The sequence below is a fragment of the Luteibacter sp. dw_328 genome, assembly GCF_018449605.1.
Classification (GTDB): domain Bacteria; phylum Pseudomonadota; class Gammaproteobacteria; order Xanthomonadales; family Rhodanobacteraceae; genus Luteibacter.
Genome location: NZ_JAAVUW010000010.1, coordinates 163,432 through 182,998 on the forward strand (window position 1 = coordinate 163,432; position 19,567 = coordinate 182,998).

The window sequence follows — 19,567 nt, forward strand, 5'->3', positions numbered from 1 at the left end:
CCGGCGCCCTCGCGCCGGCTTCGCCATTTCAAGGGATCCAGCGTGGACCGGCTGACCGCCAGACAACTCTTCGACGGAGTACACGAGCGCATGGCGCTGCGTTGGGCCGCAGGCATGCGCGGCGAGTCGCGCGTGCTCGAACCCAACGCCAAGCAGAGCCGCCGCCCGTCCCTGGTCGGCTACCTGAACGTGATCTACCCCAACAAGGTGCAGATCATCGGCACCGAGGAACTCAATTTCCTCGACGGCCTGGAGCCGCGCCAGCGCTGGGAAGTGATCCACAAGATCGCCGCCTACCAGCCCGCGGCGCTCGTCGTCACCAAGGACCAGGCGATCCCCTCGGACCTGCGTGAAGTAGCCGAGGAAACCGATACCCCGCTGTGGCAGAGCACCCGCCGCGGCCACGAATTGCTTACCTATCTGCAGTACCACCTGGCGCGCACGCTGGCGCCGCGGGTCACCCTGCACGGCGTGTTCCTCGAGGTGTTCTCGATCGGCGTGCTGATCACCGGCGAGCCAGGCTCGGGCAAGAGCGAACTGGCGCTGGAACTGGTCAGCCGCGGCCACCGCCTTGTGGCGGACGATGCCACCGAATTCACCCTGATCGCCCCGGATGTCATCGACGGCGCCTGCCCCGACCTGCTTCAGGACCTTTTGGAAGTACGCGGCCTGGGCGTGCTGAACATCCGCGAGATGTTCGGCCACACCGCCGTCAAGCCCTCGAAGTACCTGCGTCTGGTCATTCACCTCAAGCCCATGCTCGTGGGTGAGGAAACGGACGCCATGACCCGCCTCACCGGCGATGTCAGCCGGCGCAACGTGCTCGACGTCGACGTACCGAAGATCACCATTCCCGTCGCGCCGGGCCGCAACCTCGCGGTACTGGTCGAGGCCGCTGTGCGCAGCCACGTGCTCAAGAGCAAGGGCATCGACCCGGCGCAGACCTTCATCGACCGCCAGGCGCACCAGATGCGTCGGCTGCCACCGTGGTGACCCCCGTGATCGACGAAGTCATGAGCCCGATCGTCGACCCCGACGCGATTCACCTGATCGTCCTCACCGGCATGTCCGGTGGTGGCAAAACGGTCGCGCTGCGCGCACTCGAAGACCTCGAGTTCTATTGCGTGGACAACATGCCCGCCGAGCTCATCCCGCAGCTGGTAGCAGCGGTGAGCCAGGGCGAGCACGGCCCGCGCCGCCGTATCGCCGTGGGCGTGGACGTGCGCAACCGTCGCGTCGACCTCTCGCGCATGCCTCACGTGCTGTCCGAGCTGTCCATGGCCGGCGTGCACGTGCACCTGATCTTCCTCGACAGCCGCGACGACGTGCTGATCAAGCGCTACTCGGAGACCCGCCGGCGTCATCCGCTGGCCGCCGAAAAGCTCTCGCTGGCCGACTCGATCGCCCAGGAACGCAAGCTGCTGCGCCCGCTGATCGCGATCGCCGAGAAGGTCATCGACTCCAGCGACCTCAACGTGCACCAGCTGCGGCGCCTGTTCGCCACCGGTTACGCGGCGGCCTCTGACGGCACTACCCTGCTGTTCGAGTCGTTCGCCTACCGCCGCGGCCTGCCCTCGGACGCCGATTTCGTCTTCGACGCCCGCTGCCTGCCAAACCCGCACTGGGATCCCCGCCTGCGCCCGTTCTCGGGCAAGGACCAGCCCGTCAGGGAATTCCTCGACGCGAACCCCCTGGTAGGCGAATACTATGCCGACGTGACTCGCTGGCTCGAAACGTGGTTACCACGCTTCGAGGGCGAAGATCGCAGCTACGTCACCGTTTCGATCGGCTGTACGGGCGGGCGCCATCGCTCGGTCTACCTCGTCGAGAAGCTGGCCCAGCATTTCCGCTCGGAACGCGGCAACGTACTGACCTTTCATCGTGAGCTCGAATAACGCCATGACCCAGCCCATGCACCACCGAGACACCGGGCGATGAGCGTCGGCGTCCTCCTCATGACCCACGAAGCGGTCGGCAAGGCTCTGATCTCGGCCGCGCGCCACGTCATGCCCAAGCTGCCGATGGACGTGGACGCCGTGGAAGTACCACCCAGCGCGGATCCTGACGTCATGCGCACGCTCACGGCCAAGCATGCGCGCGATCTCGACCATGGCGACGGCGTACTCGTCCTCGCCGACCTTTATGGCGCCACGCCCTGCAACATCGGGCTCTCCCTGAGCGAACTGGGCGTGCACCTGCGTTGCGTGTCGGGCCTGAACCTGCCGATGCTGCTGCGCGTACTCAACTACTCGGATAAATCGCTGACCGAACTGACCGAGATCGCGGCCAGTGGCGGTCGCGGAGGGATCTTCATCGACCATGCTTGAACGGGACATCGTGGTATCCAACCGGCTGGGCCTGCACGCACGCGCCTCCGCCAAACTCGTCCAGCTGGTTTCCAGCTTCAAATCGACCGTCTGGATCATCAGCAAGGGTCGCGAAGTGAATGCCCAGAGCATCATGGGCGTCATGATGCTGGCCGCCGGCATGGGCACTGCCCTGGGCGTGCGCGCCGATGGCGAAGACGAAGAGGCCGCGCTGGCGGCGGTGGTCGATCTGTTCGACCGCAAATTCGACGAGGGTGCCTGACCGATGAGAGTCGTGCTGACCGGCACGCAAGCCGCCCGGGGCATGGCCCTGGGTCGCGCGCGTCTGGTCCAGCCGAGTATCTATGCGGTCGACACCCGCATGCTCGAGGACGCGGAGATCGCGCCCGAGATCGAGCGGCTGCACAAGGCCATCGACAGCGCCCGCACGGAACTGCGTGAGCTACGCGGCAAGCTGCATGGCGCGCTGGCGCGCGAAGTAGGCGATTTCATCGACGCGCATAGCCTGCTCCTTGACGACGAAGAGCTGCTGCGCGGCCTGGACGAACTCGTCGCCGTTGGCCACTACACCGCCAGCGCGGCGCTGAAGATGCAGCGCGACCGCCTTGCCGCGGTATTCGACGCCATGAACGACCCTTACCTCAAGAGTCGCGGCGAAGACATCGACCAGGTCATCGGCCGTGTCATGTCCGCCCTCCTCCAGCAATCCAGCCGCGAAGAGCGCAAGCTCGCCGCCCGCGTGGGCGAGATCGTCGTGAGCGACACCGTCGCCCCCGCCGACATGGCCAGCATGGCCGGCCAGGGCATGCTCGGCGTCATCGCCAGCGCAGGCAGCATCTACTCGCATAGCGCCATTCTCGCGCGCAGCTTCAACCTGCCGATGCTGGTCGGCACCAAGGACGCGCTGGCGACGATCAACGACGATGACCTCGTCCTGATCGACGCCGAGCACGGCGAAGTCATCGTGCATCCGACCGCGCAGGACCTCGCCCGCTATCGCCAGTGGCAGCGTCAGGCCGCGGCAGAAGGCCGCCGCCTGGCTGCACTCGCCTCGGCTCCGACACTGACAAAAGATGGCGCCCACGTGCGCCTCTACGCCAATGCCGAACTGATCGGCGACATCACGCTGGCCCGCGCCCGTGGCGCGGACGGCGTCGGCCTGTACCGCTCTGAGTTCCTGTTCCTGCGCCAGCGCGGCCTGCCCTCGGAAGAAGAGCAGTTCATCGCCTACCGCGACGTCGTTCTCGGCATGGGTGGCCTGCCCGTCACCATTCGCACGCTCGACCTCGGCGCCGATAAGGCCGATGCGGCTGGCCTCGCCATTCGTGGGGAAGACAACCCCGCCCTCGGCGTGCGCGGCGTTCGTCTGTCGCTGCGTTACCCCGACATTTTCAGCGTGCAGCTGCGCGCGATCCTGCGCGCTGCGTGCTATGGCCCTGTGCGCATCCTTGTCCCGATGATTACGCATCTTGGTGAGATGACCGACGTTCGCCGGTTGATCAAGAAGGCGCGTGAGGATCTCGCACGTGACGGCCAGGAATTGCCGGAGCGGTTGGATGTCGGCGCGATGATTGAAGTACCGGCTGCGGCGATCGGCGTCACGTCGATTCTCGAGAAAGCCGACTTCCTCGCCATCGGGACGAACGACCTTGCGCAGTATGTGCTCGCAGCCGACCGTAACAACGATGCGCTCGAAGGCATCTACGATCCGTTGCAGCCGGCGTTCCTGCGGTTGATTGCGCACGTGATCGCTAGTGCGCGGCGGGCGAAGAAGCCGGTCAGCCTGTGCGGGGAAATTGCCGGCGATACGCAGTTCACAGCACTGCTCCTGGCCATGGGCCTGGAAGAATTCAGCATGCACCCGGGGCAGCTGCTCCAGGTGCGCGACCGCCTGACCACGCTGGACTGCCGCGCGCTTCGTCGTGCGGCGCCGCGGTTGTTCCGCGCGCATTCGCGGGACGAAGTGGAGGCGCGGTTGCTCGAGGTTGTCTCTCTCCAGGACAACTGCGCGTAACCCTGCTTGCGTGTGCTTCCTGTGGGAGCCGCTTCAGCGGCGATGCTCCATCGAAGCCGCCTCACGCTCGTGCTACATGAGAGTCGCGAACGGGTGCGAATTTCCGTATTCCCGCATCCCTTTGAAGTCAGCCGTCGCAGAATCCGAAGTATCTCAAGGCTACCCGTTCACTTGCGCGCGGCCTCACGCTTATACTGCCGACCTTTGTGTCATGGACGACCGGATCGTGATCTACACCCTTCAGTATCTACGTGCGTTGGCCGTGGCCCTTGTCGTCATGTCCCACATCGCCTTCAAATCATCCGTTGTCGGCAATGCCGTCTTCGAAGGGTTTCGGATCGGCGCAAGTGGCGTCGACATCTTCTTCGTCGTTTCGGGCTTTGTCATGGCGATGATCTACACAAGGTCGTCGCTGCGCGACACCGGTGGCATGACCGACTTCTGGGTCGCGCGTTTCAGCAGGATCTTCCCGCTGTACTGGCTCGTCAGCACCGCGGCGCTGATCCTTTTCCTGGCAAATCCCCATCTGGTCAATGCCAACAGCGGACCGACGAGCGTGTGGCGTTCGTACACTCTTGTCCCAACGTTGCAGGCCAGCCCGGTTCAGTTCCTCATCGGCCCCGGCTGGAGCCTGAGTTTCGAGCTGTACTTCTATCTGCTGTTCAGTGGCGTTTTCCTGATCGGGCGCAAGGCCACAGGACTCAACCTGGTCACGGCCCTATTGGTGCTTCTCGCCGCCGGCTCACTCACCGGCATAGCCACCACCTATCTTTTGACGAGTCCGCTGCTGCTGGAGTTCGTCTTCGGCATCGTCATTTTCCGAATCTACAACGCCGTGCAAGGTCGGATACCCACGGCTGCCGGTGTCACCAGCGCCCTTCTGGGATTTGCCGGGTTCGTCGCATTGAACCTTCCGGGGAGTTTCGTACTCACCCAGCGATGGTGGCAGGCAGGCCTACCCGCTGCCTTCGTGGTCCTCGGATTCCTCACGTTCGAATCGCGCGCTGAGCGCAAGCCTTCGCAAACCCTGGTGCTGATCGGTAACGCCTCCTACGCACTCTATCTTGTCCACGTGTTCGTCCTGGGAGCGGCCTCACGGCTGTCCTCCATGCTTTCCCTGCGCACATGGGGTACCACCGCCGAGACGATCTTCTGGCTGGGTACACTGGTGGCCACGGTGATCGCCGGATGCGTGGTGCATGTGTACGTCGAGAGGCCGTTGAACCGCGCAGTGCGCCGGTGGTTCGCCTCTGCGTCGACAAACCTCACCGCCGCCTCCTCGATGTCCGGATATGAAGCGAACACTGCAAGTACCCGAAGCCCGTAGTAGCGAAATCGCGTGGCCGCAGGTGCGGCGCAGGTTGCGGCCAACTGCGCTTCACTCGCCGGGATGTGGCGCGATGACTGACGTACCGGCTCAGCGATCGGCGTGACATCGCGGCAGGATTGCCGGCGATACGCAGTTCACGGCGCTGCTCGCGGCCACGGGCAGGGAAGAATTCAGCATGCACCCGGGGCAGTTGCTCCAAGTGCGCGACCGGCTCGCCACGCTGGACTGCAAAGCGCTTCGCCGTGCAGCGCCGCGATTGTTCCGTGCGGATTCGCGGGACGAGTGGAAGCGCGGTTGTTGGAAGTCGTAACTGGGCAGGATAGCTACGCTTAGTCACTGATGGCCTGTCATAAAGCAATTGTGGGAACTTGCTGGCTCTCCGGGTAACATTCGGACTTTCTTGCAACCAACGTCCCGGCGCTCCCTTCATGGATGATCCATCGCTCCGCGTAGCCGTACTGATCCCGTGCTTCAACGAGGCGATAGCGATCAGGCAGGTGGTAGAAGCCTTCAGGTATGCGCTGCCGTCTGCCCGCATCGTCGTGTATGACAACAACTCGAGTGACGCGACTTCAGAGGTCGCCCGCGCCGCTGGCGCTGAGGTGCGGTTCGAACGCCAGCAGGGCAAAGGAAATGTAGTCCGCAGGATGTTCGCAGACATCGAGGCCGACATTTACGTCATGACCGACGGTGACGCGACCTATGACGCCGATGCTGCGCCCGCCCTGTTAGCACGGCTCATAGACGACGGGCTAGACATGGTCGTCGGAAGTCGGGTGACCGACGATCAGGCGGCCTATCGAAGCGGCCATCAGTTCGGCAACTGGGCCCTGACGAGTCTAACGAGCTGGATCTTCGGCCGATCGTTCAACGACATGCTCTCCGGTTATCGCGTTATGTCGCGACGCTTCGTCAAATCCTTTCCCGCACACGCCAATGGCTTCGACACGGAAGTGGAACTCGCGGTCCACGCGCTCGAACTACGGGTACCGGTCGTCGAGGTGCCGACGCGTTACTTCGCACGGCCGGAGGGCTCACACAGCAAGCTCAGCACGTACCGCGATGGGTGGCGCATTCTGAAGACCATCCTGCGCCTGACGAAGAACGGTCGGCCGCTGGCCTTCTTCATGACCATCAGCTTGCTTTGCGTCGTCGCCGCGGTCGTCATCGCTTTCCCGCTGCTCCGGACATATCTGGATACCGGCCTCGTCCCCCGCATCCCGACGGCCGTCCTGAGTGTCGGCCTCACGCTGATGGGCAGCATCTCGACGGTGTGTGGCATCGTCCTGGATACGGTGACGCTGGGTCGCCGCGAAACGAAGAATGTGGCTTATCTCGCGCAACCCACGCTATCGGAGGGCCGCCGGTCGTGAAGGGTGGACTGTTTGATCGCTTTGCCCGAAGCCCTCTCCTTCTCCCGGCACTCCTCCTCCTTGGAGCTGTGATTTCCGTCGCTCGCGGACAGGATGCGGCGTGGGATCTGAAGAACTATCACCTCTACAACGCCTGGGCCTTCCTCAATGGGCGGCTGCACGTGGACACGGCAGCGGCCGGCCTGCAGGGCTATTTCAATCCCTTGCTGGATATTCCCTACTTCTGGCTCGGCACGGGTGTGCTGAAGGACGCGCCTCGCGTCCTGGCCGCGTTCCAGGGCCTCTGGTACGGCGGCACGGTCTTCGTGCTCAGCCGCATCGTGCTTCGGTACACCGTCCAGCGCGGCATACCGTTCGACTGGAAGGCCGCCGCCGCCGTCATTGTCGGAGCGACGGGGACGATGACGCTCACCCAGGCGGGCATGTCGACCAATGAGTTGCCGCTTGCGCTGCTGGTGTTACTCGGCTTCTACCTCGTTATGCCGTTGTTCGCGGGAGAAGAACCCGCCGCGCCGCTCCATCGCGTTGCGTGGGCAGGCGTGCTTTGCGGCCTGGCTGCTGGCCTCAAACCCACAGCCATCGTGTATGCGCCTGCGCTCACACTGGCGGTCTGGGCCGCCTATGAGTGGCGCGTTGCCGGCCTCAAGCTGGCCGTCGTCATCGGGCTGTCCAGCTTCGCAGCCTTTGTCCTGGCCTACGGCATCTGGGGATGGCAGCTATGGCAACTGACCGGGAACCCCGTCTTCCCGATGTTCAACCAGCTTTTCCATTCGCCATGGATGCCGGCGACGTCTGGCACGGACCGCGCGTTGATGCCCACGTCCGTCGCCCAGGCCGTGTTCTACCCGTTCTGGTGGCTACACGAGAATCGCAGCCAGGGCAGTAACAAATTCGCCGATCCACGCTATGCGCTGGCCATGGTGACCTTGTTCGCCTACGCGGCCTACCACCTCTATGGTCGCTTCGCGAGAACGACACTGCGAGCGAGCAGGACGAATCGCCTGCTCTTCGTCTTCGTATCCAGCAGCTACGTCTTTTGGCTGGCCCTGTATTCGATCCTTCGCTATGCCGTGCCCATCGAGACACTGACCGGCCTGGTCATCCTCGCCGGTGTGTCGGAGATGTCCTGCGCGGCAAGTGTCGCAGGTGCCAAGTGGCGAACTTGGCTTTCGACAGCGGCCCTGGTCGCATGCCTGCTGCCGATTGCGGCCATGACCCGCTACACGGATTGGGGCCACGCGCCGTTTGGCCACCAGACTTTCGATATCCATCCCGGCGAGATCGAACCCAATAGCCTGGTGGTCGTGCTGTCGCAGCCGAACGCTTACCTCACACCTTTCCTCGATAACGCGGAAGGCAGCCGTGTCGTCGGTATCACCTGGCTGAATACCCTCGGCGCCGGCTTTGAACTCGAGCATCGAGTTCGCGAGGACATCGTCAGCCACAAGGGCCCGATGTACGCTCTGCTTCGCGACGACAGTGCTGTTGCCGCTGCGACGCTTGCAAGCTACCTCCCTGGCATGAAGTTCGACGCCTGCCAACCGGTCACCAGCCAGATCGAACAAACGAAGCGCCGCCGGAATATTTCCGAAGGACTCCGTCTCTGCAAGATCGTCCGCTGACTTAAGCGGCCTCGACGAGCGGATTCCTCGGGAACTGCTCGTCACGAAGGCACTCCGTTCCCCTGCGCGACACCGGCGGCTGGCGACGCCGTCACGCATACGCTGGAGCAGGTCGCGATGAAATCTGCTTGCCCAGGTAGCGCACGACGAACGGAGAGACGTCGGAACCTCCTGTCGTCATCGTCCATCCACAGAGAACAATCCGTGCCTCGGAATCCGGGGTCATCCGCCGACCATAGCCAAGCCCTTGATCGACCTCTCCCGCTACGGCATTGAGAAAGGTCACGGCGAACTTCGTATCCGGCCCTTCATCGGTCAGCACAGACCGCTCTACCGAGCTGCCCAGCAGCAAGGAGTAGTCGTCGCGCATGAAGACGCATCGCCCGTAGGTCGTGTCGTAACCGGGGATGTGAACGATCAAGACGCCGCCGTCGCCAAATGACTGATCGCGATCGCCCGCCAAGGCGGCGAGGTCACCATGCCCACTCCCAGACTTCCGTTTCATAAATGGATTCCTTTCCATCGGAGCACGACACCCACCGTTCCTTGGGCAAAAGGTGTTAGTTCGGGTGACTCACGCCCGCCGTGTGGAACACGCTAAACCTGGACAATGCGCCCGGCCATACGACAAACGTTTTGGGAGCAGAAACAGCACGCCACACCATGCCGCCATCACTTCTCAACCTTGCCGGCGAGCTGATGACATGTGCGGTGAAATGTTTCGCTCGCGACGTAAGGGCTGAGGGTTCGCCGCTGAAGCGCTCCTACAAGAGCCGCGCCGCGGCCCCAAGGACCTTGCCCCTCGCGGCTCGCGCCATGGACACCGGCGTGGGCGGCGCATGCGATGGCGAAGCCGAGCCTGCTGGGGAATAAAAAAAGGCCGCGAATGCTCGCGGCCTTTTTCGCCGATGAATCGGCTCCTACAGAAGCACAGCCGATTAGGCGGCACGCACCTTTTGCATGGCTTCGGCATTGCGCTTCACGCCAGCCTGCAGCTCTTCGCTGTCGAAGTCATCGACCGAGATGAACTCGGCGACGCCGTCACGCACGCGCTGGAGCAGGTCGCGCTCGGCGGTGGTGATGGCGCCCAGCTTCTCGGCTTCGGCGAGCTGCTCGTTGTACGTGTGCGACTTCAGCTGGCCACCCTTGAACGCCTTGAGGAACTTGCGCTCCACCGGCTCGGCGGCGATCACGTCGGGCAGGAGCGCATTCATGCGACCCACCGTGTTGTTCGCCGTCGGGGTGAGGTAGGTCCAGGTGGTCAGGCGCTCGCGGGCTTCGCTGGGCGCGGTGATCAGCGCGGCGACGCGGCGACCGAGGCGATCCGACGGCGGCACTTCGCGGCGACCGAACGGGAACACCAGGGCACGCAGCACCCAGGCCACCGGGCGCACCGGGAAGTTACGGATCACGCCATCCAGCGCCATCTGCATGTTCCACACGCACTGGTGGAAAGCCCAGGCCAGCAGCGGACGATCCGCTTCCGGACGGCCGGTGTCTTCGTAACGCTTGAGCATCGCGCTGGCGATATACAGGTACGAGAGCACATCACCCAGACGGGCAGACAGCTTTTCCTTGAACTTCAGCTTGCCGCCGAGCACACCCATCGCCACGTCGGCACACAGTGCCAGCGCCGCGGAGTAACGGTTGAGCTTGCGGTAGTAGCGGCGCGTGTAAGCGTCACCAGCGGTGTCGCCGATCTTCGCCGCGGTCAGTCCCAGGACGAAGCTGCGCACGGCGTTGGAGAAGCCGAAACCGATGTGGCCGAAGAGTGCCTTGTCGAAGGTCTTCAGGCGCTCGCGGTAATCGGCAATACCCAGTGCCTGCATTTCCTTCAGCACGTAAGGATGGCAGCGGATCGCACCCTGACCGAAGATCATCAGGCTGCGCGTCATGATGTTCGCGCCTTCCACCGTGATGGCGATCGGCACCGACTGCCAGCCGCGACCCATGTAGTTCTTCGGTCCGAGGATGACGCCCTTGCCGCCGTGTACGTCCATCGCATCCGACGCGATCTGACGGCACCACTCGGTAGCGTGGTACTTGGCGATGGCCGACGGCACGGCCGGCTTCTCACCGCGATCGACCGCGGCGGCGGTGGCACGCGAGAGTGCCTGCATGGCGTAGGTCAGGCCGCCGATGCGGGCGAGCGCTTCTTCCACACCTTCGAAACGGCCGATAGCGAGGCCGAACTGCTTGCGCATGCGCGCATACGAGCCGGTCGCCGAGACCGCCATGCGCGAGGCACCCGTGGCGTTCGACGGCAGCGAGATCGCGCGACCCACCGACAGGCACTCGACCAGCATGCGCCAGCCCTGGCCGGCCATGTGCGGGCCACCGATCAGTACGGACAGCGGCACGAACATGTCCTTCGCGTGCACCGGGCCGTTCTGGAACGGCGTGTTCAGCGGGAAGTGGCGACGACCGATTTCCATCCCCGGGGTTTCGCGCGGCAGCAGCGCCAGCGTGATACCCAGGTCTTCCTTCTCACCCAGCAGCTTGTCCGGGTCGTACATGCGGAAGGCGAGGCCGACGATGGTCGCGACCGGCGCCAGCGTGATGTAGCGCTTATCGAAGGTCAGGCGGATACCGACGGTTTCTTCGCCGTTCCACATGCCCTTGGTAACGATGCCGAAATCGGGAATCGAGGTGGCGTCCGAACCGGCGTAGGGACCGGTCAGCGCGAAACACGGAACTTCACGGCCATCGGCCAGACGCGGCAGGAAGTGGTTCTTCTGCTCGTCGCTGCCGTAGTGCATGAGCAGCTCGCCGGGTCCGAGCGAGTTCGGCACGGCGACGGTGGACGCGACCGTCTGCGACATGCTCGAGAGCTTCTGCAGCACGGCCGAGTGAGCCAGCGCCGAGAAGCCGAGGCCGCCGTAGGTCTTCGGAATGATCATGCCGAAGAACTTGTTCTTCTTGATGAACTCCCAGACGTTCGGCGGGAGGTCGGCCAGCTCGTGGGTGATCTGCCAGTCGTCGATCATGCCGCAGAGTTCTTCGACGGGGCCGTCGAGGAAGGCCTGCTCTTCCACCGAGAGTTCCGGCTTCGGCTGACGCAGCAATTCCGACCAGTCCGGCTTGCCCGAGAACAGCTGGCCTTCGAAACCGACGGTGCCGGCCTCGAGGGCGGTCTGCTCGGTTTCCGACAGCTTCGGCGTCACCTTGGCGAAGATCGACAGCAGCGGTGCGCTGATCTTCTTCCGACGGAAGTCGACCATCAGCAGCGGTGCGGCGACCAGGGCCAGCAGGATCAGCACGACGACCGTGGTTACCGGCGCACGCGCGAGCAGGCCGACGACGAGGGTCGTGACCGCCGTGGCGACAGCCCACGTGCGCAGCGACGTGCGGTGGTAAGCGCAGGCACCGGAGGCAATGAGTGCCGCCAGTACAACCAGGATTGCAGACATCGGTATTACCTCGGGAGCGATTGCATGAACTGGGAAATCTCGCGGGTAAACGCGTCGTTCGCGTCACCGGCCACCATGTGCGTGGCGTCGGCAAGGGAAACGTGGCGCGCGTGCGGGACGAGACGTAGGAATTCTTCGACGGTCTGGCTGGAGACGACGTCGCTGCGGCTGCCGGAAAGGAGCAGCACCGGCACCTGGACGCGCGCGGCGGCCTCGAACAGGCGCGGCTGGTAACGCTCGCTTTCCTGGACGAGGCCGCCATCGAGCAGGGCGGGATCCCAGTGCCAGCGAAGGCGGCCGTGCTCGCCCTGACGCAACAAGGGCTTGAGCTGCGCTTCGGATTTACGCTCACGGCGGTGCGGCAGGTACGCCTCGATCGCCGAGGCCGCCTCCTCATAACTCGCGAAACCGTCCGGGTGCGCGCGCATGAAGCCGAGAATACGTTCGACCCCGGCGGTTTCCCAGCGCGGGGTGATGTCGACCAGGATCAGCGCCGAGAACGGCGGGCGGCCCTCCTCCGCTTCACCGGCGGCCATCAGGCCCAGCAGCCCGCCCATCGAGGCGCCGACCAGTACAGGTGGCCGGCCATCCGGTGAGCCGGACTCGGCCGATACCGCGAGCAGATCGTGGACGAACTGCTCCATGTGGTAGTCGCCGCGCGGCACGCGCTCGCTTTCGCCATGACCCCGCGCATCGAAGGTGGTGGCATCGAAGCCTTGCGCCGCCAGCGTTCGCGCCGCGCCGTTCCAGGCGTGGCGCGTCTGCCCGAACCCGTGCGCGAAGATCAGCGCCGGCGAACGCACGCCCGGCCAGCGCTGCGTGGCCAGCGCAATGCCGTCCATCGAGACCAGGCTCGCAGAGGCAGAGGATACGGACGTGGGATGGGCAACCATACGGCCGAGTATGTAGGTCTGGGAGAGGTGCGTCAATACGCCCGCGTACGGTCACGCAATGGCAACCAAGTCAAGGTCTTATGCAACAAGCCAGGAGGCTGCCGGATTGCAAACGGCGGCGTCTCGGCTACCATGCGTCGATGACCGACGGTGCCAAGAATGAACGAGTCCGCCTCTCCGCAGAAGACTGGGAAGACGGCGCCCTAGCCCTTATCGCCGAACAAGGCGTCGGCGCCCTTGCCGTGGAGGCGCTTGCACGCCGTCTGGGCGTCACCAAAGGCAGCTTCTACTGGCACTTCCGTACGCGCGAAGCCCTGCTCCAGGCCTCGCTCGAACGGTGGGAAGAATACGGCGAACGCGAAGTCCTCGGTGAAATCGAGCGCATCGCCGATCCCCGTAAGCGCCTGCCGGAACTGTTCCGCCGTGTCGCCCACGAACTGCAGGCGCATCGCGTTTACGCCGCCCTGCTCAAAGCGCTCGACCATCCGCAGGTCGTGCCGGTCATGGCGCGCGTGTCGCAGCGGCGCATCGAGTTCCTCACCACGATGTATCAGGAAGCCGGCCTCGAGCCCGTTGTCGCCCTGCATCGTGCACGTCTTACCTATGCGGCCTACGTGGGCTTCCTGCAGCTGAACTTCACCCTTGGCCTGCCGCGACTGAGCCACGACGAGTTCGACGCCTATGTCGAGCACGTGATCTTTACCTTGACGCCGGCCAAGCCGACCGCGTGATCGGACGCGTCAGCTGAACGGCGCGGCGACTTTTGCTGCGCCGTGCCTTGCCAATACCATCGAACGCAAACTACTGTCTCTACAGCGTTTAACTGGAGACCACAACGGATGCGTTCGTACGGCAGTTCCCTGGAAGCATTGAATCGATGGGTTGACGATGTCGCCCGACTGACGGAGCCGACCTCCGTTCGCTGGTGTGACGGCTCGGACGCGGAATACGCCGAGCTCGTCCAGACGATGCTCGCCAGTGGCGATCTCCTCCCGCTCAACGAGGAGACCAACCCGCGCAGTTACCTGCATCGCTCGAATCCGTCGGACGTCGCTCGCGTCGAGCACCTGACCTTCGTTTGCACCCCCGAGGAAGACGAGGCGGGCCCGAACAACCATTGGATGGCACCGGCCGACGCACACGCCAAGATCGACGCGCTGTTCGCCGGGGCCATGCGCGGACGCACCATGTACGTCATTCCGTACTGCATGGGTCCCATCGACTCGCCGCTGTCGCGTTGCGGTGTCGAGATCACCGACAGCCCCTACGTGGTCGCCAACATGCGCATCATGACGCGCATGGGCGCCCCTGCCCTCGCCCGCATCGAGCGCGAAGGCCAGTTCGTGAAGGGCCTGCACTCCACGGGCGATCTCGATCCCGAGCGTCGCTTCATCATGCATTTCCCCCAGGAGCTGTCGATCAAGTCGATCGGCTCCGGCTACGGCGGCAACGCCCTGCTCGGCAAGAAGTGCCACGCGCTGCGCATCGCCAGCCACCAGGCGCGCCGCGAAGGCTGGCTCGCCGAGCACATGCTCATCGTCGGCATCGAGAACCCGCAGGGCGAGAAGCACTACATCGCGGCGGCGTTCCCCTCGGCCTGCGGCAAGACCAACCTGGCCATGCTCATTCCTACCGAGGGCTACCTCAAGGCGGGCTGGAAGGTCTGGACTGTCGGCGACGACATCTGCTGGATGACACCCGGTGAAGATGGCCGCCTCTGGGCGATCAACCCCGAAGCCGGCTATTTCGGTGTCGCCCCGGGCACCGGCGCGAATACCAACCCGACCGCCCTGGCCACCCTTGGCCACGATGCGATCTTCACCAACGTGGCCGTGACCGCGGACGCGCGTCCGTGGTGGGAAGGCCTCGGCGAAGGCGAACCGGTCACCGAATGGCAGGGGCGTCCGTACGACGCGGCCAACGGTCCGGCGGCGCATCCGAATTCCCGCTTCACGGTCAGCGCGAAGCAGTGCCCGAGCTGGGCACCCGAATCCGAACATGCCGCCGGCGTGCCCATTTCGGCGATCGTATTTGGCGGCCGCCGCCCCTCGCTGGTGCCGCTGGTGTTCGAGGCCAAGGACTGGGCCCACGGTGTTCTCGTCGGTGCAGCCATGGGCTCGGAAACCACCGCCGCCGCCACGGGCGCGGTCGGCGTGCTTCGCCGCGATTCGATGGCAATGAAGCCCTTCTGCGGCTACAACTTCGCCGACTACTTCGCCCACTGGCTGTCCTTCGACAAACCCGGTGCGAAGCTGCCGCGGATCTTCCACGTGAACTGGTTCCGCAAGGATGCCGACGGTCGTTTCATGTGGCCCGGTTACGGCGAGAACCTCCGGGTGCTCGACTGGATGATCCAGCGCGTCGCCGGCAAGGCGGAAGGCATGGAAACCCCGATCGGTGTGGTCCCGGCCAAGGGTGAGCTCAACGCCGAGGGGCTGTCGCTGAAGCCGGGCGCCCTCGACGAACTCCTCCACGTCGATGTCGAAGGCTGGACCGAAGAGCTCAACGCCATCGGCCTCTACCTCGAGGGCTTCGGCGCGCGTATGCCCGAGCGCCTCAAGGCCGAGCGCCTGCGTGTGAGCAAGGCCCTGGAAGCCGCCGTGGAGCGTCGGGCAGCCAACGTCGCCTGATATCAGGCCAGCCCTGCTGCTGTGGGGCTGGCTCTGTGTGGGAGCCGATTCATCGGCGATTGGGGCTACCGCTTCGCCGCTTTGTTGGCTTTTCGCCGCTGAAGCGGCTCCCACATTTCCTTTATCCCTTAAACGCTTCTCCCCTTGCCGGCATCCAAGCTGGCAAGATGAATGCCCTATGCCTCGCCGCCACTTCCTTCATGCAGCCTGAGCTGCCTGTCGCCACGTCCGATGACGATGTGGTGCGCGCTGCCGTCGGCGGCGACCGGAAGGCGTTCGAGACGCTCTACCGCAAGCATTCGGACCGGGTCTATGGCGCCATCCTCCGCCTGGCCGCCTTCGACCATGCCCGCGCGGAAGACCTGACCCAGGAAGCCTTCATCCGCGCCTGGCAGAAGCTCGAAGGCTTCCGCTTCGAAAGCGCGTTCGGCACCTGGGTGTACCGGTTGGCGGTCAACGTGGCACTCATGTCCATACGTGCCCGCAACGCCGACCCGGTCAGCATCGTCGACGATGAACATCTACCGGACATCGCCGACCTCGATAATCCCGTCCGCGCCGTGGAGCGCGACGAGCTGGAAAAGGCCATCGCGGCGTTGCCGCCGCGGGCCCGTGCCGTGCTGGTCCTTTACGACGTGGAAGGTTGGAAACACGAGGAGATCGCCCTTGAACTCGGGATGGCGGTCGGTTCCTCGAAAGCGCAGTTACACCGTGCACGCGGACTGCTCCGTCGCGCACTGGGAGATAAGCCATGAATGACCTCGAATACCTGCGCCAGATGCGCTCCCTCAACCGGCCGGTTGCGCCCCGTCGCGATCTATGGGCCGGCATCGAAGCCCGCCTCGACGAGGCGCCCGTCGCCGCGACGTCGCGCCATCGACGCGCGCAGCCCTGGCTGATGGCCGCTGCCATTGCCGGCGTGGCCCTCCTCGGTGGCAGCATCGGACTCCATCTCGTCGCGCCTGCCACCAACAACGCACTTGCCAGCGAAACCCACTGGAAACCGACCGACCCGCGTCTCTCCGGAGCTGCGGTGGAACTCGACGCCGCGCGCATGGAGCTGACCCAGGCCATGCAGGACTCCCCCGATTCGGCCGCCCTGCAGCGTCTGCTGCTGAAGACCGAACGCCAGCGCGACCGTCTGCGTAATCTCGAAAAGCAAGCCGGCTAACATGCGAACAGCCAGGACCCCACTCATGAAAACGCTCTACATCACCCCCCTGCTGCTGGCGTTCTCGATCGGACAGGCATTCGCCTCGACCCCGATCAACCTGTCGAAAGACATCCGGCCCAATGCGAAGGTCAGCATCGACAACGTCAAGGGCGAGGTCACCGTGACCGCCTGGGACAAGAATCAGATCCAGGTCTCCGGCTCGCTGGGCGACGGCGCCCGTCCGCTGGAGATCGAAGGCAACGAAGGCAACGTGGAAATCCACGTCGATAGCGACTCGAAAGAACACTCGATATTCAGCTGGGGCAGCGACACGCGCATGCAGCCCACCGTACTCAACGTTCGCGTGCCCAAGGCCGTCAGCGTCGAGATCAACGTGGTCAGCGCGCCGGTCAGCATCGACGGCCTCGACGGCGGCAAGATCGAGATCAACTCGGTCAGCGGCCGCATCCGCGGAAACCTGCGCTCGCCGGACATCAACATGCAGACCGTCAGCGGGAGCATCGATCTCGCCGGCAGCGCGACCAAGGCCGATCTGCAGACCGTTTCCGGCGACATCATCGCGCCGAGCGTCACTGAACGCGTCGAAGCGCAGACCGTATCCGGTCGCATGACGATCGGCGGCGGCCCCTGGAAGCAGGCCAACTTCAGCACGGTCTCGGGCGACACGCAGATCAACGGCGGCCCCACGCGCGACGGCAAGATCGACGTCGACTCGATGAGTGGCGATGTCCAGCTCCAGCTTCCGTCCGATGTTTCCGCCAAGCTGGAGGCCTCGACATTCAGCGGCAGCATCCGCAGCGATTTCGGCAACCCCTCCAGCGGGGAAGACGGCCCCGGCAAGCAGCTCAAGACCACCATCGGCGGCGGCAACGGCAACATCCACGTCGAGTCCTTCAGCGGCGATGTGAAGCTACGCGCGCAGGGTCGCTGAGCGTTCTTTAAAAGGTTCGCCCGCGTTGCGGGCGCGTGTTTCCAGCGGCATTCGCCGCGTCACGCTCGTGGTTTTTTGGGAGTCGCGGTCGGGTTGGCCCTTGGGGCCGCGGCGCGGCTCTTCGAGACGGGCCGTAGGCATCGGTCTCGCTCGCCCGGGAACTGGGCGGCCCTCAGCTTAGGCGGCCCCAAGGGCCAACCCGACCGCGACACCGGACGTTGAGGTTGTGTGTGGCACAAGCGCAACGCCGCTTCGTCGCCGTGTGTCGAATGCTTGCCACACCCACGTTGCTGCACCGCTGTCGTAGGAGCCGCTTCAGCGGCGAACCCTCAGACTGTCGCGTTTGCGAATGAGGCCTTGTGGTGACTGGGCGAGCGGTTGAACGCCCGCACGATGCGACGCAATGCTTCGTTCGCGAGATCAATCGCTGAGGGTTCGCCGATGAATCGGCTCCTACAAGAGCGGCACTGCAACTTGCTGGCGGTGTGCTCGGCCACACGCAACCTCGACGTTCTGTGCCGCGAGGGGCAAGGTCCTTGGGGACGCTTAAGCTGAGGGCGGCCCCGACTACCTTGCAGAGCGAGAGACCAGCTACCGCCCGTCTCGAAAAGCCGCGCCGCGGCCCCAAGGGCCTTGCCCCTCGCGGCTCCCAACGCACCCGCAAGCGTGAGGCGGCGAACGCCGCTGGTTACATGGGGCGCGTAGCGACCGGCATTCGCCGATGAATCGGCACCTACAAAAGCGCGGCCACAAAAAAGCCGCCTCGTGGGCGGCTTTTAGAGGTCTTGGTGGTACTGGACGTAAGGGGTTCGGGCCTGGTCGGGCTCGGGACCGGTAGGGCCGCTGGGTGCGTTGCCCGACGACCAGACGTTCTGGGCTCCGACCGAGAGCTGGCCGCGCCAGGGGAGGTGCCAGGTGACGCCGAGGTCGATCGCGCTCCAGCGGCGGTCGCCGTTGATCTGATTGATAGCCGTCGCCTCGGGCTGCATCGTGCGACCGGTGATCAGGCCCGAGATGGGGCCGCGATCGACGCCGAAACTCAGCGCCTTCTGGTCGACCGAGCCGATACCGAGCAAGTTACCCGGGGTGAGCCGGATACGACCGATGCTGGCGCCAAGATCGATGCCACTGCGCGAACCAAGGTCGACCCTGCCATGGGCGTTGAATTCGGTACTGGACGACAGTGCGGTGATCGGCAGACCGGAGGCGGTAGCCAGGCCCGGAAGTACGCGAGGCAACGCTGCGCCCGTACCAGTGGGACGGCTCGAGCCGACACCGAGACCGAGGCTGTAACCCGTGCCACGATACGTCGCGCCTACTTCGCTGCCGACAATGCGCGGCGGTGCCCCTGACACGTTGCAGAGATCGCCTCGCGCCGCGCCGGAAGCACCGCAGGATTCCACGGAATTCATCCAGCCCTGGCCGGTGATGTTCGCGTGGGCCTGTACATGCGGGCCAAGGTCGTACTGCAGGCCACTGGAAAGGAACGGACCGGCGTTCACCGCATGCAGGGCAAGCGGCTGGGTACCGTCGGTGCGATCGTCTGACCTGAGGGCGAGCATGCGACCGTCCGGGGCGCGCCAAAGCGGCACCGAGCCCTGCGCATTCTGGGCGTAACCGTCGGGTTGCTGGCCCAGGAGCCGCGTTGCCGTGGCGTCCGAACCCACCGGCGCAACTTGCCCTGCCGCGGCGAGCGGCATCAGCAGTAGCAAGGTAAGAAAGGATCTGCGCATGGTCATCTATCGGCAGGTGGCTGAAATCCCCGAGGTCCCGCATCAGCCTCGCGAGAACACCGCCAGTGTATCGCGTTTTACGTTTTACTAACACCCCGGAGGGCCACCTTCAGGAATCGGCCCGCCTGCC

At 64.7% G+C, this 19,567-nt stretch carries 17 protein-coding genes; 13 read left to right on the top strand and 4 right to left on the bottom strand.

Annotation, left to right across the window (positions count from 1 at the left end):
- Window positions 1-42 precede the first annotated feature (42 nt).
- From hprK to HB634_RS21670, 8 genes are all read left to right on the top strand, one after another.
- Window positions 43-993 carry an HPr(Ser) kinase/phosphatase gene (gene hprK, locus HB634_RS21635; RefSeq protein ID WP_213950062.1) on the top strand — a complete coding sequence of 317 codons (951 nt, stop codon included), beginning with the start codon at window positions 43-45 and terminating at the stop codon, window positions 991-993.
- Between the two features lie 20 nt (window positions 994-1,013).
- Window positions 1,014-1,895: an RNase adapter RapZ gene (gene rapZ / locus HB634_RS21640; protein WP_213950087.1), complete on the top strand. Its 882-nt coding sequence runs from the start codon at window positions 1,014-1,016 to the stop codon at window positions 1,893-1,895.
- Between the two features lie 39 nt (window positions 1,896-1,934).
- On the top strand, window positions 1,935-2,327 hold the full coding sequence (locus tag HB634_RS21645) for a PTS fructose IIA subunit family protein (protein WP_063573064.1): 393 nt from the start codon (window positions 1,935-1,937) through the stop codon (window positions 2,325-2,327).
- Window positions 2,320-2,589: an HPr family phosphocarrier protein gene (locus tag HB634_RS21650; RefSeq protein WP_063573065.1), complete on the top strand. Its 270-nt coding sequence runs from the start codon at window positions 2,320-2,322 to the stop codon at window positions 2,587-2,589. The genes HB634_RS21645 and HB634_RS21650 overlap by 8 nt, the downstream gene beginning before the upstream one ends.
- Window positions 2,590-2,592: 3 nt before the next feature.
- A complete protein-coding gene (gene ptsP, locus HB634_RS21655; protein WP_213950063.1) occupies window positions 2,593-4,341 on the top strand; it encodes a phosphoenolpyruvate--protein phosphotransferase in 1,749 nt (582 codons plus the stop codon).
- Window positions 4,342-4,552: 211 nt separating this feature from the next.
- Window positions 4,553-5,668 carry an acyltransferase gene (locus HB634_RS21660; RefSeq protein ID WP_213950064.1) on the top strand — a complete coding sequence of 372 codons (1,116 nt, stop codon included), beginning with the start codon at window positions 4,553-4,555 and terminating at the stop codon, window positions 5,666-5,668.
- A gap of 431 nt (window positions 5,669-6,099) precedes the next feature.
- The gene (locus HB634_RS21665; RefSeq protein WP_063571837.1) at window positions 6,100-7,044 is read left to right on the top strand and encodes a glycosyltransferase family 2 protein; all 945 of its coding nucleotides are present in this window, start codon (window positions 6,100-6,102) and stop codon (window positions 7,042-7,044) included.
- Between the two features lie 68 nt (window positions 7,045-7,112).
- The gene (locus HB634_RS21670; protein WP_213950065.1) at window positions 7,113-8,666 is read left to right on the top strand and encodes a hypothetical protein; all 1,554 of its coding nucleotides are present in this window, start codon (window positions 7,113-7,115) and stop codon (window positions 8,664-8,666) included.
- 91 nt (window positions 8,667-8,757) lie between these two features.
- Here the strand turns inward: HB634_RS21670 and HB634_RS21675 are convergent, their stop codons facing one another.
- The 3 genes from HB634_RS21675 to HB634_RS21685 all read right to left on the bottom strand — a co-directional run bounded on the left by HB634_RS21675 (window position 8,758) and on the right by HB634_RS21685 (window position 12,918).
- Window positions 8,758-9,171, bottom strand: coding sequence for a hypothetical protein (locus HB634_RS21675; RefSeq protein ID WP_063571839.1), 414 nt, complete (start codon window positions 9,169-9,171; stop codon window positions 8,758-8,760).
- A 433-nt stretch (window positions 9,172-9,604) separates the two neighbouring features.
- Window positions 9,605-12,076, bottom strand: a complete 2,472-nt coding sequence (locus HB634_RS21680) for an acyl-CoA dehydrogenase (RefSeq protein WP_213950066.1) — start codon at window positions 12,074-12,076, stop codon at window positions 9,605-9,607.
- A gap of 5 nt (window positions 12,077-12,081) precedes the next feature.
- Complete coding sequence (locus HB634_RS21685; RefSeq protein WP_255548742.1) at window positions 12,082-12,918, bottom strand: alpha/beta fold hydrolase; 837 nt, start codon at window positions 12,916-12,918, stop codon at window positions 12,082-12,084.
- Window positions 12,919-13,109: 191 nt separating this feature from the next.
- Here HB634_RS21685 and HB634_RS21690 point away from each other — a divergent pair, with 191 nt between their 5' ends.
- The 5 genes from HB634_RS21690 to HB634_RS21710 all read left to right on the top strand — a co-directional run bounded on the left by HB634_RS21690 (window position 13,110) and on the right by HB634_RS21710 (window position 17,704).
- A complete protein-coding gene (locus HB634_RS21690) occupies window positions 13,110-13,700 on the top strand; it encodes a TetR/AcrR family transcriptional regulator (RefSeq protein ID WP_063571842.1) in 591 nt (196 codons plus the stop codon).
- A gap of 108 nt (window positions 13,701-13,808) precedes the next feature.
- Window positions 13,809-15,599 carry a phosphoenolpyruvate carboxykinase (GTP) gene (locus HB634_RS21695; protein ID WP_213950067.1) on the top strand — a complete coding sequence of 597 codons (1,791 nt, stop codon included), beginning with the start codon at window positions 13,809-13,811 and terminating at the stop codon, window positions 15,597-15,599.
- A gap of 200 nt (window positions 15,600-15,799) precedes the next feature.
- Complete coding sequence (locus HB634_RS21700) at window positions 15,800-16,354, top strand: sigma-70 family RNA polymerase sigma factor (RefSeq protein WP_213950089.1); 555 nt, start codon at window positions 15,800-15,802, stop codon at window positions 16,352-16,354.
- Entirely contained in the window at window positions 16,351-16,770 is a 420-nt protein-coding gene (locus HB634_RS21705; RefSeq protein ID WP_213950068.1) for a hypothetical protein, read from the top strand. Before HB634_RS21700 ends, HB634_RS21705 begins: the two co-directional genes overlap by 4 nt.
- Window positions 16,771-16,795: 25 nt before the next feature.
- Window positions 16,796-17,704 (top strand): DUF4097 family beta strand repeat-containing protein, encoded by a 909-nt coding sequence (locus HB634_RS21710; protein WP_063573078.1) that lies wholly within the window; start codon window positions 16,796-16,798, stop codon window positions 17,702-17,704.
- Between the two features lie 776 nt (window positions 17,705-18,480).
- Here HB634_RS21710 and HB634_RS21715 read toward each other — a convergent pair.
- Window positions 18,481-19,437 (bottom strand): hypothetical protein, encoded by a 957-nt coding sequence (locus HB634_RS21715; protein WP_213950069.1) that lies wholly within the window; start codon window positions 19,435-19,437, stop codon window positions 18,481-18,483.
- Window positions 19,438-19,567 lie beyond the last annotated feature (130 nt).

Bases quoted from the DNA above. Each gene is read 5' to 3' on its own strand.
- HB634_RS21650 (WP_063573065.1), top strand. From the start codon at position 2,320: ATGCTTGAACGGGACATCGTGGTATCCAACCGGCTGGGCCTGCACGCA.
- HB634_RS21700 (WP_213950089.1), top strand. From the start codon at position 15,800: ATGCAGCCTGAGCTGCCTGTCGCCACGTCCGATGACGATGTGGTGCGC.
- rapZ (WP_213950087.1), top strand. From the start codon at position 1,014: ATGAGCCCGATCGTCGACCCCGACGCGATTCACCTGATCGTCCTCACC.
- HB634_RS21660 (WP_213950064.1), top strand. From the start codon at position 4,553: ATGGACGACCGGATCGTGATCTACACCCTTCAGTATCTACGTGCGTTG.
- HB634_RS21710 (WP_063573078.1), top strand. From the start codon at position 16,796: ATGAAAACGCTCTACATCACCCCCCTGCTGCTGGCGTTCTCGATCGGA.
- HB634_RS21645 (WP_063573064.1), top strand. From the start codon at position 1,935: ATGAGCGTCGGCGTCCTCCTCATGACCCACGAAGCGGTCGGCAAGGCT.
- HB634_RS21695 (WP_213950067.1), top strand. From the start codon at position 13,809: ATGCGTTCGTACGGCAGTTCCCTGGAAGCATTGAATCGATGGGTTGAC.
- HB634_RS21685 (WP_255548742.1), bottom strand. From the start codon at position 12,918: ATGGACGGCATTGCGCTGGCCACGCAGCGCTGGCCGGGCGTGCGTTCG.
- HB634_RS21715 (WP_213950069.1), bottom strand. From the start codon at position 19,437: ATGCGCAGATCCTTTCTTACCTTGCTACTGCTGATGCCGCTCGCCGCG.
- HB634_RS21705 (WP_213950068.1), top strand. From the start codon at position 16,351: ATGAATGACCTCGAATACCTGCGCCAGATGCGCTCCCTCAACCGGCCG.
- HB634_RS21675 (WP_063571839.1), bottom strand. From the start codon at position 9,171: ATGAAACGGAAGTCTGGGAGTGGGCATGGTGACCTCGCCGCCTTGGCG.
- ptsP (WP_213950063.1), top strand. From the start codon at position 2,593: ATGAGAGTCGTGCTGACCGGCACGCAAGCCGCCCGGGGCATGGCCCTG.
- HB634_RS21680 (WP_213950066.1), bottom strand. From the start codon at position 12,076: ATGTCTGCAATCCTGGTTGTACTGGCGGCACTCATTGCCTCCGGTGCC.
- HB634_RS21690 (WP_063571842.1), top strand. From the start codon at position 13,110: ATGACCGACGGTGCCAAGAATGAACGAGTCCGCCTCTCCGCAGAAGAC.
- HB634_RS21665 (WP_063571837.1), top strand. From the start codon at position 6,100: ATGGATGATCCATCGCTCCGCGTAGCCGTACTGATCCCGTGCTTCAAC.